Origin of the sequence: Hymenobacter polaris, assembly GCF_012927305.1 — a bacterium.
Classification (GTDB): domain Bacteria; phylum Bacteroidota; class Bacteroidia; order Cytophagales; family Hymenobacteraceae; genus Hymenobacter; species Hymenobacter polaris.
Map to the genome: position 1 here is coordinate 1,180,651 of NZ_JABBGH010000003.1, position 14,565 is coordinate 1,195,215.

The 14,565-nt window shown below is 63.4% G+C and carries 16 protein-coding genes and 1 pseudogene; 13 read left to right on the top strand and 4 right to left on the bottom strand.

Translation table 11 applies throughout. From position 1 onward, the window contains the following. Positions 1-131: 131 nt before the first annotated feature. The gene (locus tag HHL22_RS21630) at positions 132-1,529 is read right to left on the bottom strand and encodes a mercuric reductase (RefSeq protein ID WP_169533452.1); all 1,398 of its coding nucleotides are present in this window, start codon (positions 1,527-1,529) and stop codon (positions 132-134) included. A gap of 152 nt (positions 1,530-1,681) precedes the next feature. Between HHL22_RS21630 and HHL22_RS21635 the strand changes: the two genes are divergently transcribed. Continuing rightward, positions 1,682-2,488, top strand: a complete 807-nt coding sequence (locus HHL22_RS21635) for a hypothetical protein (RefSeq protein WP_169533453.1) — start codon at positions 1,682-1,684, stop codon at positions 2,486-2,488. 103 nt (positions 2,489-2,591) lie between these two features. Next, a complete protein-coding gene (locus HHL22_RS21640) occupies positions 2,592-3,299 on the top strand; it encodes a hypothetical protein (RefSeq protein WP_169533454.1) in 708 nt (235 codons plus the stop codon). 106 nt (positions 3,300-3,405) lie between these two features. Here HHL22_RS21640 and sucD read toward each other — a convergent pair whose 3' ends face one another. Continuing rightward, positions 3,406-4,287, bottom strand: coding sequence for a succinate--CoA ligase subunit alpha (gene sucD, locus HHL22_RS21645; protein WP_169533455.1), 882 nt, complete (start codon positions 4,285-4,287; stop codon positions 3,406-3,408). 185 nt (positions 4,288-4,472) lie between these two features. On the opposite strand from sucD, the gene HHL22_RS21650 reads away from it, so the two are divergent. From HHL22_RS21650 to HHL22_RS21660, 3 genes and pseudogenes are all read left to right on the top strand, one after another. Beyond that, positions 4,473-4,862: a VOC family protein gene (locus tag HHL22_RS21650; protein WP_169533456.1), complete on the top strand. Its 390-nt coding sequence runs from the start codon at positions 4,473-4,475 to the stop codon at positions 4,860-4,862. Positions 4,863-4,935: 73 nt separating this feature from the next. Next, a pseudogene (locus HHL22_RS21655) lies at positions 4,936-5,910 on the top strand (PLP-dependent cysteine synthase family protein); the annotation flags it as partial. A gap of 71 nt (positions 5,911-5,981) precedes the next feature. Continuing rightward, on the top strand, positions 5,982-6,395 hold the full coding sequence (locus tag HHL22_RS21660; protein WP_169533458.1) for a response regulator: 414 nt from the start codon (positions 5,982-5,984) through the stop codon (positions 6,393-6,395). A 131-nt stretch (positions 6,396-6,526) separates the two neighbouring features. Here the strand turns inward: HHL22_RS21660 and ade are convergent, their stop codons facing one another. Further along, complete coding sequence (gene ade, locus HHL22_RS21665) at positions 6,527-8,170, bottom strand: adenine deaminase (protein WP_169533459.1); 1,644 nt, start codon at positions 8,168-8,170, stop codon at positions 6,527-6,529. A gap of 92 nt (positions 8,171-8,262) precedes the next feature. On the opposite strand from ade, the gene HHL22_RS21670 reads away from it, so the two are divergent. The 3 genes from HHL22_RS21670 to HHL22_RS21680 all read left to right on the top strand — a co-directional run bounded on the left by HHL22_RS21670 (position 8,263) and on the right by HHL22_RS21680 (position 10,434). Further along, positions 8,263-8,436, top strand: coding sequence for a hypothetical protein (locus HHL22_RS21670; RefSeq protein ID WP_169533460.1), 174 nt, complete (start codon positions 8,263-8,265; stop codon positions 8,434-8,436). 250 nt (positions 8,437-8,686) lie between these two features. Beyond that, complete coding sequence (cmk, locus tag HHL22_RS21675; RefSeq protein WP_169533461.1) at positions 8,687-9,397, top strand: (d)CMP kinase; 711 nt, start codon at positions 8,687-8,689, stop codon at positions 9,395-9,397. 149 nt (positions 9,398-9,546) lie between these two features. Continuing rightward, positions 9,547-10,434, top strand: a complete 888-nt coding sequence (locus HHL22_RS21680; protein ID WP_169533462.1) for a 4-hydroxy-3-methylbut-2-enyl diphosphate reductase — start codon at positions 9,547-9,549, stop codon at positions 10,432-10,434. A gap of 9 nt (positions 10,435-10,443) precedes the next feature. Here the strand turns inward: HHL22_RS21680 and HHL22_RS21685 are convergent, their stop codons facing one another. Continuing rightward, positions 10,444-10,983, bottom strand: a complete 540-nt coding sequence (locus tag HHL22_RS21685; protein ID WP_169533463.1) for an O-acetyl-ADP-ribose deacetylase — start codon at positions 10,981-10,983, stop codon at positions 10,444-10,446. Positions 10,984-11,215: 232 nt separating this feature from the next. Between HHL22_RS21685 and HHL22_RS21690 the strand changes: the two genes are divergently transcribed. From HHL22_RS21690 to HHL22_RS21710, 5 genes are all read left to right on the top strand, one after another. Next, entirely contained in the window at positions 11,216-11,527 is a 312-nt protein-coding gene (locus HHL22_RS21690; protein ID WP_169533464.1) for a 2TM domain-containing protein, read from the top strand. Positions 11,528-11,608: 81 nt separating this feature from the next. Beyond that, complete coding sequence (locus HHL22_RS21695; RefSeq protein WP_169533465.1) at positions 11,609-11,896, top strand: 2TM domain-containing protein; 288 nt, start codon at positions 11,609-11,611, stop codon at positions 11,894-11,896. Positions 11,897-11,925: 29 nt separating this feature from the next. Continuing rightward, complete coding sequence (locus tag HHL22_RS21700; protein WP_169533466.1) at positions 11,926-12,465, top strand: ATP-dependent zinc protease family protein; 540 nt, start codon at positions 11,926-11,928, stop codon at positions 12,463-12,465. Positions 12,466-12,486: 21 nt separating this feature from the next. Then, positions 12,487-13,422, top strand: a complete 936-nt coding sequence (gene rimK / locus HHL22_RS21705; protein WP_169533467.1) for a 30S ribosomal protein S6--L-glutamate ligase — start codon at positions 12,487-12,489, stop codon at positions 13,420-13,422. A gap of 97 nt (positions 13,423-13,519) precedes the next feature. Then, complete coding sequence (locus tag HHL22_RS21710; RefSeq protein WP_241738199.1) at positions 13,520-14,557, top strand: succinylglutamate desuccinylase/aspartoacylase family protein; 1,038 nt, start codon at positions 13,520-13,522, stop codon at positions 14,555-14,557. Positions 14,558-14,565 lie beyond the last annotated feature (8 nt).

Below are 14,565 nucleotides of genomic sequence, written 5' to 3' on the forward strand. Positions count from 1 at the left end.
TAACAAAGGCGGTCATGCTGAGCTTGCCGAAGCATCTCTACCGAACGACACCCTAGGCGGCGCGGTAGAGATGCTTCGGCAAGCTCAGCATGACGGCCTGCTATTAAACGCTAAACGCTAGGCACTAATTACTATTTTAAGTCTTTCCAAAGCACGTTCAGTCCCTCAGCCCAAGCGGGGTGGGCGATTACCATATTTTCGAGCTGCTGGTAGCGCAGGCGGCCCATCATGGCTAGCTGCAGCATAGTCATTACCTCACCACCCTCGGGGCTCAGGATGGCGGCGCCCAGAATGCGGTCGTCGTCGCCCACCAGCACCTTCCAGAAGCCGTCTCGCTGGCCGGTGTGCTGGGCGCGGGCAATCCGCTTCACGTCGAGGCAGGCCACGCGGTAGGGCACGCCTTTTTCTTTCGCCTGGCTTTCGCTAAGGCCAATGCGGCCCAGCTGCGGGTCGGTGAATACGCAGTAGGGCAGGGGGCGCTGCTTGGCCGAGCGGTGACCGCGGTGCAGCAGATTGTCGCGCACCACCCGAAAATCGTCGTAGCTGATGTGGGTGAATTGCGGGCCGCCGTGCACGTCGCCTAGGGCATACACGCCGCGCACGCTGGTTTGCAAACGCGCATTCACCTGGATGTAGCCTTTGTCGTCGAGCTTAATCTTGGTTTTTTCCAGGCCTAGGTTATCGGTATTGGGGGTGCGGCCGGTGGCCACCAGCAAGTGCGAGCCGTGCAGGCGTCGCTCGCCGGCCTTGGTCTTGACGCTGAGCGTGTACTGGCCGGCGGCATTGCGCGAGACGTGGTGCGTTTGGGCCTCTAATAAAAACTCGATGCCTGCTTTCTCGGTCAGCAGGTTCTGCAACACTTTGCACACGTCGTCGTCTTCGTGCTCCAGCACCTGGTCGCCGGTTTCAATGATGGTGACCTGGCTGCCGAAGCGCCGGAACATCTGCCCAAACTCCAGCCCAATGTAGCCGCCACCAATGATGAGCAAATGCTCGGGTACTTCCTGAATATCGAGCAGCGAAGTGGTGGTGAGAAAGCCCGCCTCGGCTAGGCCCGGAATGTCGGGCGTGGTCGCGTGGGTGCCTACGTTGATGAATATTTCGTGGGCGGTTACTTGGTGGGTTTCGCCGTGCTCGCCGGCTTGCACCCGCACCCGGCGCGCCGCCTCAAACCGGGCGTGCCCGCGCAGCAGCGTAATGTTGGGGTGGCTAGAACCCAGCTCCTCGGCCAGGTTGCGGCGCGACTTGGTCAGCAGCTCATCTTTGCGGCCCACTACGGCGGGCATATCCACCCTAGGAGCGCTGGCGGAGTCGATGCCTAGCTGGGCGGCCTGCCGGATTTCGTGGGCGCGGGTGGCCGAGGCCAGCAGGGTTTTGGTGGGCACGCAGCCATAGTTGAGGCAGGAGCCCCCTAGGTGGGCTTCTTCCACTAAAATGACCCGGCGGCCGGCTTCGGCCAGGGCCGTGGCCAGAGGGTTGCCGGCCTGGCCCGAGCCAATAATAAGAGCGTCGCAGGAGTAGTCAGACATAAAGAATGGAGGAGTTAAGCTGTCCGCCTATACGCGAAAACTACACCCGTGAATAACTCAGCTGCAACGTTTAGCGCCTAAATAGGCTCTGCTGGTAACTTGCCGCTTGGCCACCAGCCAGTAGCCACCGCTGCGGTTCACCTTACTCCTTCATGAAGTATTTTCCTGCCCTGCTCCGCCTGGGGTACCTGCTGCCGGCCCTGCTAGGCGCCACGGCCTGCTCGGTATACGTGCCCATGCAAAACGCCGCCCCCGAGATTCGCCACCGGGGCGAGGTAGAAGTGGCCGGCAGCTGGTCGTTCACCAACCGCCTGGAAGCCGCGGCCGCCTACTCGCCGCTGCCGCACCTGCTGGTGCGGGCCGCCTTCAGCACCAAGGGCAGCCGCCCCGGCCCCGGCGACAGCACCGCCTACGCCCACGTAAACCAAACCGAGCTGGCCCTGGGCACCTACTGGCCCCTAGGGCCCTCCTGGCTGCTGGGGGGCCTGCTGGCTACCGGCCAGGCCCAGCCCGACGCCCTGTTTCGGGGCGACGGCGGGTCGCTGCACGGCTTTGTGCTGGTTAACCACGACCCGCTGCACCGCTTCGAGGGCAGCTACCGCAAGCATTCGGCCGAGCTGTACGCCGTGTGGCAGCCCGGCCCTAGGGTGGGCTTTGGCCTCTCGGGCCGCCTGGTGCAAACGCGCCTCACCAGCGTCACCGACCTGGGGGCGCCCGTGCAGGCCGCGCCCAGCTGGCGGGCCGAGCCCATGTTTTTTGTGCGCTTTTGGCCGCGCGTTACCCAACCGGGCCTGCTGCAGGTGCAGCTGGCTTTGGGCGCCTCCCGCACCCTAGGCTACGACCCCCTCACGGCCGGCGATACCAACGACCCCGCCCGGCAGTTTAAGCTCGGCCAAGCCTACGCCTCGGTGGGCCTGGCGCTCTACCCGCACGTGTGGTGGCAGCACCGCGACGAGTAGCGCAGGTCTAGGGCTACTGCGCAGTATTGCCATGCTATCTTGCTCTGTTAACGTCTTCATAGTCAGTATCGTGCTTTTGCATCATTTTTACTGGCCGATTGCTTTGCTAGGCTTAGCTGGCTGCACGGTTTACGTGCCCACCATCCCCAGCACCCCCTTGCTTAGCAAAGGGCAGCTGCAAGTGTCGGCAGGCCTGCGCAATCTCAATAGCGTGGAGGGCGGGGCAGCCTGGGCGCCCACCCGCCACTTGCTGCTAAGCGCCGAGAGCGCCCTGAGTAGTGGCAATGGGAGCAAGGGTAGCTTCCACCGGCAGCTTAGTCTGGGGGCGGGCTACTACCATGCTTCTGCAGCATCGCATACGTACCTAGCAGTGCTAGGGGGCGCGGGCCTAGCTGGCGCTACCGTATACGACAAAACGCTTTACCTATCGCTGGGCTTAAGTCCCTCGCTTAATGAGGTGCCCTACCAGGCCAACTACTGGCGATACTACGCCCAGGCCTACCTAGCCAGCGACTTATCGGCTAAGGCTATAGTTGGCTTTTCGCTGCGCACGGTGTATGTTGACTACACACGCCTTACCTACGGTGGAAAACCCTTCGCATCCGATAACAACGTGTTTGTGGAGCCTACCTTTTTTGTGAGAGCCGGCAACGGTCCACTGCAAGTACAAGGCGCGGCCGGCTTGTCACTACCCACCCACACGGGCCCCGACAACCAGCCCGGCAACAGTACCTCGCCCATATCCTCACTGGTGGGGGTGGCCCTCATCTTTCGCCCCGACTTGCTGAAGCACCGCCAAAAAGAAAACTAACCTAGTGGATGAGTTAACTCAGCAATGAATGCTAAGCGACCCAAAATAAAGCCCCCTCACTAAGCAACTAGCAAGGGGGCTTATTAGTAAGCTGACAGATTTCTTATTACTTGCTCCCTAGGGCCTTCAGCATAGTGTCGCCAATCTCGGCGGGCGAGTCTACGACGTGGATGCCGCACTCGCGCAGGATGGCCATTTTGGCGGCGGCCGTGTCATCGGCCCCGCCCACGATGGCGCCGGCGTGGCCCATGCGGCGGCCGGGAGGCGCGGTTTGGCCGGCGATGAAGCCTACTACCGGCTTCTTGTTGCCGCTCTCCTTAATCCAGCGGGCGGCTTCGGCTTCCATGCCGCCGCCAATCTCGCCAATCATCACGATGCCTTCGGTTTCGGGGTCGTTCATGAGCAGCTCCACCGCCTGCTTGGTGGTGGTGCCGATGATGGGGTCGCCGCCAATGCCGATGGCCGTCGTCTGGCCCAGGCCGGCTTTGGTGAGCTGGTCCACGGCCTCGTAGGTCAGGGTGCCCGACTTGCTTACGATGCCCACGCGGCCCTTCTGGAAAATGAAGCCGGGCATGATGCCCACCTTGCACTCGCCGGCCGTAATCACGCCGGGGCAGTTCGGCCCAATCATCGTGATGCCGGGGCGGTCCTTGAGGTAGTGCTTCACGGCAATCATGTCCTTGGTCGGAATGCCCTCCGTGATGGTCACAATCACCTTAATGCCAGCCTGCGCGGCCTCCAGAATGGCGTCGGCGGCGAAGGCCGGGGGCACGAAAATGATGCTGGTATCGGCCTGGGTGGCCGCCACGGCGTCGGCCACGGTGTTGAACACGGGCCGTCCTAGGTGCTCGGTGCCGCCCTTGCCGGGCGTGACGCCGCCCACCACCTGGGTGCCGTAATCCATCATTTGCTGGGCGTGGAACGAACCTTCGGAGCCCGTAAAGCCCTGCACGATAACCTTGGAATCTTTATTGACGAGAACGCTCATGGGCGGCTTGCTTGTTAAGAGGAATTCGGAGTTGGGGCAAAAGTAGGGCTAGCGGCGGGCATTCCGGGTACATTTAGGGCGGCAACTGCCGCCGGGCCGGAAACGCGCCGGACGCAACTCCGATACCTGCCTGCCGTTTCTTTGGCTAGGGCACCCCACCGCCTAATTGCTGCCATTATCCGCCTATGCTTCTCAACCACCTCAACCTTTGCGTTAGTGACGTGCTCGCCCAGTGTGACCTTTTCGCCCGCCACTTCGACTTCCGCGTAGAGCAGCGTGCCAATGAGGGTGCCCTGCTCTACGGCCCCGATGGCTTCTTTCTGGTGCTAACGAAGATTGGCTCCGAGGTACACACGTACCCCAGCAGCCCGCCCTTCAACTTCCACGTCGGTTTTATGGTAGAGTCGGAGGCGCAAGTACTAGCCAAGCACCAGGAGCTGGACGCAGCCGGCCGGCAGCCCGGCCCCGTAAAGCGCTACCAGGCACTAGGCGCGGACTGGGTGGCCTTCTACTGCCCCATCGGCGACGGTATTGATATTGAGGTGAATACGCACACGCCGCACGCCGCGCGCTAGGTCGGCCCCACCCCGCCGGCCGGGGGTGGGGTTACCTTTGCGAGCGCAGCGCTTCCAGTGCCCACCCCGCATTATGTACTACAACCACATTATCGATACGCTCGGCAACACGCCGCTCGTGAAACTCAACAAGGTTACCGACGGCATCAAGGGCACCATCCTGGCCAAGGTCGAGTACTTCAACCCCGGCAACTCCGTGAAGGACCGCATGGCCCTGCGCATGATTGAGGACGCCGAAGCCGACGGGCGCCTCAAGCCGGGCGGCACCATCATTGAGGGCACCAGCGGCAATACCGGCATGGGCCTGGCCCTCGGGGCCATCGCCAAGGGCTACAAGTGCGTGTTTGTGATGAGCGACAAGCAAAGCAAGGAAAAGCAGGACATCTTGAAAGCCGTGGGCGCCGAGGTGGTGGTGTGCCCCGTCGATGTGGAGCCCGATGACCCGCGCAGCTACTACTCGGTGGCCCGCCGCCTCACGGCCGAAACGCCCAACTCGTTCTACCCCAACCAGTACGACAACCCCGCCAACACCGCCGCCCACTACGCCACCACCGGTCCCGAAATCTGGACGGGCACCGAGGGCCGCATCACGCACCTGGCGGCCGGCGTGGGCACCGGCGGCACCATCTGCGGCACTAGCAAGTACCTCAAGGAGCAAAACCCCAGCGTCTTTGCCCTAGGCATCGACACCTACGGCTCGGTATTTAAGAAATACAAAGAGACGGGAATTTTTGATAAAAATGAGATTTATCCGTACAAAACTGAGGGCATCGGCGAGGATATTCTGCCCCAGAACGTGGACTTTTCGGTTATCGACCAGTTCATTAAAGTAACTGACAAGGACGGCGCGCTGATGACGCGGCGCCTGGCCCGTGAAGAGGGCTTATTTGTGGGCTGGAGCTGCGGCTCGGCCGTATTTGGGGCCCTGGAGTATGCCCGCGAGCACTTGCGCGAGGGCGACCTAATGGTGGTGATTTTGCCCGACCACGGCACCCGCTACCTCGGCAAAATCTATAACGACGACTGGCTGCGCGCCCAGGGCTGGCTGTAGGCCCTAGGGTTGCCCGCGCCGCCCGGCGGGCGTATTTTCGTAAACTTTTGCTGAGAATACTATCAATTATGCCGGATACGCTCAACCACATTGTGCTGGTGGATGATAACGAGACGACGAGCTTTCTGAATAACCGCCTGCTGAGCCGCCTGGCCGTAGCCCGGCAGGTAAGTACGTTTATGCGCGCCGACGAGGCGCTGGATGTTCTTTGGGGAACGCCCGAGAATGCGCAGGCAGCTCCCGACCTAGTGTTTGTAGACCTGAAGATGCCTGGCCTCAGCGGCTTCGATTTCTTAGAGCGCTACACTAGCCTGCCCGCCGCCCAGCAGGAGCGCACCGTGGTGGCCGTGCTCACTACCTCCATGCACTCGGCCGATACCGCCCGCGTGGCCAAGTATCCCAACGTAGAGTACCTCACCAAGCCCCTAACCGAGGAAAAGATGCAGCGCCTGCTGGCCAAGCGCTTCCCGGCGGCAGAGTAGGGTAGATAGACAGAATAAAAAGGCGGTCATGCTGAGCGCAGCCGAAGCATCTCTTCCGAACGATACCCTAGGGGCGTGGGAGAACTGCTTCGGCTGCGCTCAGCATGACCGCCTTTTTATTCTCTATTTTCTTACTTCACAAACTCAAACTTCTCGCCATCGAACAGTCCCTTATCGCTGAGCTTGAGGCTGGGGATAACCAGCAAGGCCATGAAGGAGAGCGTCATAAACGGCGCCTGCAGCGTTGAGCCTAGGGTGCTTTTAGCCAGCTCGTCGAGGGCGGAGTAAGCGGCTGCCACTGCCGGGCCCGGCTGGTCGCTCATAAGGCCGGCTACAGGCAATGGCAGCACCTGCTCGGTACCGCCGCCCACGGCGGCCAGGCCTCCCTGGGCTTCTACTACCAGGTTGATGGCGCGGGCCAGGCTTTTGTCGTCGCAGCCTACGGCCGTGATGTTGTGCGAATCGTGCCCTACGCTGCTGGCCAGGGCCCCTTGCCGCAGTCCAAAGCCCTTGATAAACGCCACGGCTGGCGGCGCATCGGGCGCGTAGCGGTTGAGCACCACCAGCTTGCACACATCCTGCGCCGGGTCGGGGCTGGGGCGGCCCTGGGGGCCTAGGGGCAGCGCCAGGTCGCGCCGGGCGGTGATGAGCTGGCCATCAAAGCACTCGATAACGGGCACTAGCGGCCCTAGGGCAGCGGGCGCCCCCAGCGCGGCCGCGGCCACCGGGCGGGCGTGGAAGTTATTGGCCAGCGCCACGGGCGCGGCGGGCAGCCGGCACTGCCCAGCTTCGGCCACCAATACCCCATCGAGGTAAGTTTGCTGCACCTCGAACGCGGTAAGGTCGGTTACCACAATAAAATCGGCCGGGTCGCCCACGCGCAGCTGGCCCACGGGCAGGCGGTAGTGCGCCACGGGGTTGAGGCAGGCCATTTGCAGCACTTGATACACGTCGTACCCTAGGGCCACGGCGCGGCGCACTAGTTGGTCGATATGGCCCAGCAGCAGCGTGTCGGGGTGCTTGTCGTCTGAGCAAAACATGAGGTGCTCGTAGTGAGCGGGCACCAGCTCGATGAGGGCGTCGAAGTTGCGGGCCGCCGAGCCCTCGCGAATCAGGATTTTCATGCCCGCCGCCAGCTTGTCGCGCGCTTCGTCGGCCGCGAAGCACTCGTGGTCGGTGGCGATGCCCGCGCTGGCGTAGCGGACGGCGTCGGGGCCGCGCAGGCCGGGCGCGTGGCCATCCACGGGCCGGTCGTAGCGGTGGGCCAGGGCTATTTTTGCGAGCACGTCGGCATCGCGGTGCAGTACGCCGGGCCAGTTCATCATCTCGGCCAGGTAGCCAATGCGCGCGTCCTGAAACAGCTCCTCAATGTCGGCGGTCGTGATGGCGGCGCCCGCCGTTTCGAAGGGCGTGGCTGGCACGCAGCTCGGCGCCCCAAAGCAGAACTTAAACGGTACCTGCGCCGCGTTGTCGAGCATGTAGCGCACGCCGGCCACGCCCAGCACGTTGCCAATTTCGTGGGGGTCGCTCACCGTAGCCACGGTGCCGTGAGGCAGGGCCAGGCGCGCAAACTCGCTGGGTACTAGCAAAGAACTCTCGACGTGCACGTGCGCATCGACGAAGCCGGGCAGGGCGTAGGGCCGGGTGGGGTCGGGCGCGTCGCCGGTGCGCTCCACGGCGGCCACGCGGCCCTGGGCAATGCGCAGCGTGGCGGGGTAGGTGGCGCGGGCCGGAATATCAACCAGGTTGACAGCAAGCAAGAAATCGGTAGGCATAGGCGTTGAAGCGAACAAAAGCACGGGAAAGCAAGGTTACGGAATAGGCTGGCTCGAAAGTATCTTTACGCTACTAAAAAAGAATAACCAGAATGACCGTGAACGTATTGGCTACCGCCCGCCTCCTGGCCCGGCCGGCGCTGCTGCTGGCCCTGGCCGCCGCCCTAGGCAGCTGCGCGGGCAGCCACGGCTCGCTGTCGCAAAAAACCCGCTGGTATAAGCACCACAGCACCGGCAAGGCGGTGCCCTGCCCCTGCGGCCACTAGGGACCCTAGGGTGGGGCAGCAACCCAATTTTTGAACGTCAGGCTGAGTTCCGCGAAGCAGCTCTGCCGCGCGTTAACAGCCTCGTAGGGATGCTTCGCGGGGCTCAGCATAACGTTCAGGATGAGCTTCTTACTTATGGCACGGCGGCTGCCAGTACGTAGCTTTCAATGGTAGCTTGCAGGGGCCTGGCGCGGCAGATGCGCGCCGAATTTCGTAATCTTACGGGGCCAATGGCCGTTTTCGCGCGTTCATGAACAACCTCGTTATCGCCATTGATGGGTACTCCTCGTGTGGCAAAAGCACTACGGCTAAGGCCGTTGCGTCTTTCCTTCATTACGCCTACCTCGACACGGGCGCCATGTACCGGGGCGTGACGCTGTACCTGCTCGAAAACGGCATTGCCTTCGACGATATGGTCCGCATTGAGGCAGCTCTGCGCGAAGACATTCATATTAGCTTTCGGCGCAACCGCCGCTCGGGTCGCAACGAGCTGTGCCTCAACGATAAAATTCGGGAGGACGACATCCGCCAGATGCGCATTTCGAATGCCGTGAGCGAAGTGTCGGTAATACCGATGGTGCGCCACGCCATGGTGGCCCAGCAGCAGCGCCTAGGCCGCAAGCGCGGCGTAGTGATGGACGGCCGCGACATTGGCACTACCGTGTTTCCGGATGCCGAGGTTAAGATTTTTATGACGGCCGACGTGGAGGTGCGCGCCCGCCGCCGCCAGGAGGAGCTGGCCGCCAAAGGCGAGCACGTGCCGCTGACCGACATTATGGAGAACCTGCGCAAGCGCGACCACATTGACTCGACCCGCGCCGAGAGCCCGCTGCGCCGCGCCGCCGACGCCGTGCTGCTCGATACCACGCACATCACCATCACCGAGCAGGTTGATTTTGTGCTCGATAGGGTATCAGCGGCGTTGTTTGAGGCCTACGCCCACAAAGTGACCGGTACTTAGCATATGGAGGCGCTGGGCGGACGGGCGTTAGGGCACGGCTGTCAGGATGCCCGCCACTTATTGTATATTATCCAGCCCGGCACGGTTTTCGTACCTTTGCCCTAGTGCGGCTGGCGGAAGTGCATACTCCGGCAGGTACGGCCCTTCTCATGCAGGTTACCATCGATAAAAATTCCGGCTACTGCTTCGGCGTCGAGTTTGCCATCCAGATGGCCGAAGATGAGCTTAAGCAGAGTGAGGACGCCACCCTATACTGCCTGGGCGACATTGTGCACAACCGCATGGAGGTGGAGCGCCTGCACCAGCAGGGCCTGCGCGTGATTGACCGCGAGCAACTGGGCACTTTGCACGACTGCAAAGTGCTGATTCGGGCCCATGGCGAGCCGCCCGAAACCTACCAGCTGGCTCTGCGCAACAACCTGGAACTGATTGACGCCAGCTGCCCGGTGGTGCTGAAGCTGCAAAACCGGGTGAAGCACGCCTACGACCTGAGCCAGCGCCAGGACGGGCAGATTGTTATTTACGGCCAGCCCGGCCACGCCGAGGTGATTGGCCTGGCGGGCCAAACGCACAACCGCGCCCTGGTGGTGATGACCGAAGCCGACCTCGACCAGATTGACTTTTCGCGTCCGGTCACGCTGTTCAGCCAAACTACCAAGAGCACGGCCGGCTTCTACAAGATGAAGGCCCTGATGGAGGAGCGCATTGCCGCCGCCGGCGGCACGCTCGACAGCTTCGACGCCAACGACAGCATTTGCCGCCAGGTGAGCAACCGCGAGCCCCAGCTGGCCAAGTTTGCCCTGGAGCACGACGTAGTGCTGTTCGTGAGCGGGCGCAAAAGCTCCAACGGCAAGGCGCTATTCTCGGTAGTGAACGGCGTGAACCCCAAGAGCTACTTCATTGAGAACGAGCACGAGCTGCAGGACGAGTGGTTTGCAGGGGCCGCGTCGGTGGGCATTTGCGGCGCCACCAGCACCCCGCTCTGGCTGATGCGCCAAGTGGCCGAGCGCGTAGAGGGGCTGGAAGTAGCTGCCTAGTTACGGTGGCTAGGTTTGCGCCGCTTCAGTTTCATACAGCCGGCGCGTTTCATCGTCGAAGGCCACCAGCACTACTTTCCTAGGGTATTTGTGGGCCGCCAGCCACTGCCGGATTTCGTGGCCGGCCACGGCCGCCGCGGCCGCCGTGGGGTAGCCATAGATGCCCGTGCTGATGCCCGGAAAAGCTAGGGATACCATTTCCTGCTCGGCTGCCAGGCGCAGGCAGTTGCGGTAGCAGCTGGCTAGCAGCTCGGGCTGGCCCGCCCGCCCACCATTCCAAACCGGCCCTACGGTGTGGATAACGTACTGAGCCGGTAGGCGCCCGCCGGTGGTGATAACTGCCTCGCCGACTTTGCAGCCGCCCTGGCGGGCCCGAATAGCCTGGCACTCAGCCAGCAGTGCCGGGCCAGCGGCGCGGTGAATGGCGCCATCGACCCCGCCCCCGCCCAGCAAGGACGAGTTGGCAGCATTGACGATGGCCGTAACGGGCAGCTTGGTGATATCGCCCTGCACAACACGCAGGCGGGTAAGAGCAGAAGACGAGGACATGAGCGAGTAGCTAGCAGCGCGGGCCACAAAGCTAAAAGCGCCCGCGTAGCCAGCTGCGAAGCAGCGTATCCGCGTAATCCGTTAAATCCGTTACATCTGCGGTCACGGCTCAGCGTGGGTTTTGGTGGGTTGGGGCCTAGGGCCCGACGCTTCAGCAACGGCTAGTTGCGCGGGGGATGGGCAAAAAGGTAGCTTTGACTATCAAGTTCAACCACTTAAACCGCCCCGCGCCATGCAGCCCCTCGCCCGCCCCGCCACCGACCCCACCCGCGACCTGCGCCTGTGGCAGATTGCCAAGCGCCGCGCCAAGTTTCAGGGCCACCTGCTGGTGTACGTCCTGGTGAATGCCGGGCTGTGGGCGCTGTACTTTTTGCTGCCCGAAGCGCACGGCCGCCACAGTGAACTGCCCTGGCCCATCTGGACGTCGGTATTCTGGGGCATCGCCGTGGCGGCGCAGGGGCTGTGCGCCTACTCGGGCCTCAACCGGGGCGAGCGCGCCCAGCGCGAATACGAGCGCCTGCTGGCGCAGCAGGGCGCCTACTAACGCCTGGCCGCGCGGCTAAGGCCGCGAACCGCGAAGTACGCCGCTCGCCAAGCCACCCTTGCCTGCTTTAAGCTCCCGCCTATGTATCCCTACGCCCCCACGCCGGCCGACCGCGACCCCAACCTCTGGCGCCTGGCCAAGCGGCGCGCCAAGTTTAAGGCGCACCTCTTCACCTTTTTGTGGGTCAATATCCTGCTGTGGGCTATTTGGGCGCTCACCGACCGCTCGGCGCGGCCCGTGCCGTGGCCGGTCTGGGTCACGGCCTTCTGGGGCCTAGGGGTGGTGTTGCAAGCCATTGCCACCCACGGCGCCGGTGGGCGGGGCGGCCTGGCCGAGCGCGAGTACGAGCGCCTGACGCGCCCGCGCTAGCTGCCCGCCTGGGTGTACTTTGCGCCCGCATGAAGAAACCCAACCGCCGGCCAGCGCCCGCTAAGCGCCCCGCCAAGCGCATCCTGGGCCGGCGCGAGCTGATTGACCTGCCCGCCCTAGGCCTAACGGGCGTCGAGGCCAAGGTAGATACCGGGGCCTACACCAGCGCCATTCACTGCCAGGACGTGCGCGTGGCCCCTGACCCGGCCACCGGCGAGTTGGTGCTGCACGTGCGCCTGCTCGACCCCGAGCACCCCGCCACCGACGGCCGCCCGCTGGCTTTCCGCCAGTTCGACCAGCGCGACATTCGCTCCAGCAACGGCGAGGTGCAGGCGCGCTTCGTCATTCGCACGGTGGTGCGGCTGTACGGGCAAGATTTCGGGGCCGAGTTCTCGCTGGCCGACCGCTCCGACCTGCGCCACCCGGTGTTGCTGGGCCGCACGCTGCTGCGCCAGGGTCGCTTCGTGGTCGATGTAACCCGGCGCGATATGTCGTATAAGACTGAGCGCCGGGCTGCTGCCAAGTTGCTACGGCCGCGTTTGGGAACCGATGGGCCGTTTGAGGCGTAGTTTCGGCCTCAACTTAGCGTTATGAAGCTGGCAATTCTCTCGCGCGAGCCGCGGTCGTACTCCACCCAACGCCTGCTGGCGGCCGCTACCGCGCGCGGCCACGAGGCCCGGGTAATCGACCATTTGCAGTGCCACCTGGTGCTCGAAAAAGGTCAGCCCAGTATTCTATACCAGGGCCAGCCCCTCGAACAATTCGACGCCATTATTCCGCGCATCGGCGCCTCGGTCACGTTCTACGGCACGGCCGTGGTGCGGCAGTTCGAGATGATGAAGGTGCGCACCGCCGTCGATAGCCAAGCTATTGTGCGCTCTCGCGATAAACTGCGCTCGATGCAAATCCTGAGCCGCGCCGGCGTGGGCATGCCCAAAACGGCCTTTACTAACTCCAGCGAGGCCGTGCCCGCCCTCATCGAGCAGGTGGGCGGCGCGCCGGTCATTATCAAGCTTCTGGAGGGTACGCAGGGCCTAGGGGTGGTGCTGGCCGAAAGCGCCAAGGCTGCCCAGTCGGTCATCGAAGCCTTCCACAACCTCAAGGCCCGCATCCTGGTGCAGGAATACATTGCCGAGGCCAAGGGCGCCGACGTGCGCGCCTTCGTGGTGGATGGCGAGGTGGTGGGGGCCATGCGCCGCCAGGGCCAGGAGGGCGAGTTCCGCTCGAACTTGCACCGCGGCGGCACCGGCACGCTCGTGAAGCTGAGCCGGGGCGAAAAGGCGGCCGCCTTGCTGGCCACCAAGGCCCTAGGGCTGGGCGTGGCCGGCGTAGATATGCTGCAAAGCAAGCGCGGCCCGCTGGTGCTCGAAGTCAACTCCTCGCCCGGCCTCGAGGGCATCGAGAAAGCCACCGGCCTCGACCTAGCCGGCCGCGTTATTGACTATACGGCCGCCCTGGCCCTGCGCAAGCGTGGCGGCAAGGGCAAGGTGAAAAAGAAAAAGCCAGTGGAGAAAAAGGAAGAGTAGTGATAGGTGATGAGAGAAGAACGTCATGCTGAGCTTGCCGAAGCATCTCTACCACGCCTTTCGGGTCGTTCGGTAGAGATGCTTCGGCAAGCTCAGCATGACGTTCTTTTTTTTACCACTTTACCACATCACTATTTTACCACCTTCCCGCTTTGGCCGGATTATTGGTGAAAACGCGGCCATGATGGTAGACAATACGCTTCCGCTGAATGGCCTGCACATTGCCCCAGGCGAGCGGGTGCTCACGCGGCTGGTTATTTCGAAGCTGCCCTCGGGCACGGTTATCGACGTGCCGGTGCATGTGGTACGGGCCCTGGAGCCTGGTCCAGTAGTGCTGCTGATGGCCGGCATGCACGGCGACGAAGTGAACGGCGTGGAAACGATTAGGCGGCTGGTGCGGCGCGACTTGCTGCGGCCCACGCGAGGCACCATCATCGCCATTCCGATTCTCAACATCTACGGGTTTCTGAATTTCAGCCGCGACGTGCCCGACGGTAAGGACGTGAACCGCTCGTTTCCGGGGCACCCTAGGGGCTCGCTGGCCAGCCGGGTGGCGCACCGCTTCATGCGCGAGATTATGCCGCTCGTGGACTACGGCATCGACTACCACACCGGCGGGGCGGCCCGGGCCAACTTCCCGCAGCTGCGCTGCGTGCTGGGCCAAGATGCCGAAACCGATGCGCTGGCCACCGCCTTTGCCGCGCCCTTTACCCTGCACGCGCCGCTGCGCCCCGGCTCGCTGCGCGCCACGGCTCACGAGTTGGGCAAGCGCATCATCGTGTTCGAAACTGGCGAGAGCCTGCGCTTCGACGAGGCGGGCATTGAGGTAGCCATTGCGGGCACGCTGCGGGTGCTGCACCACCTGGGCATGAGCCCGGCGGGCCCGGTGCCGGCCCAGGCCAGCATTGTGTGCCGCCGCAGCCGCTGGCTACGGGCGCGCTTTGCGGGGCTGTTTCGGGCCCACGTGCGGCTGGGCGACTACGTGCAGGAAGGCCAGGTATTTGGCTCGGTGGCCGACCCCTACGGCGAGCAGGTAGTGCGCCTCGACGCGCCCTGGAGCGGCTACGTCATCGGCCTCAACTACATGCCCGTGGTGCACCAGGGCGACGCGCTGCTGCACCTGGCCAGCGAGTAGGGCTCTAG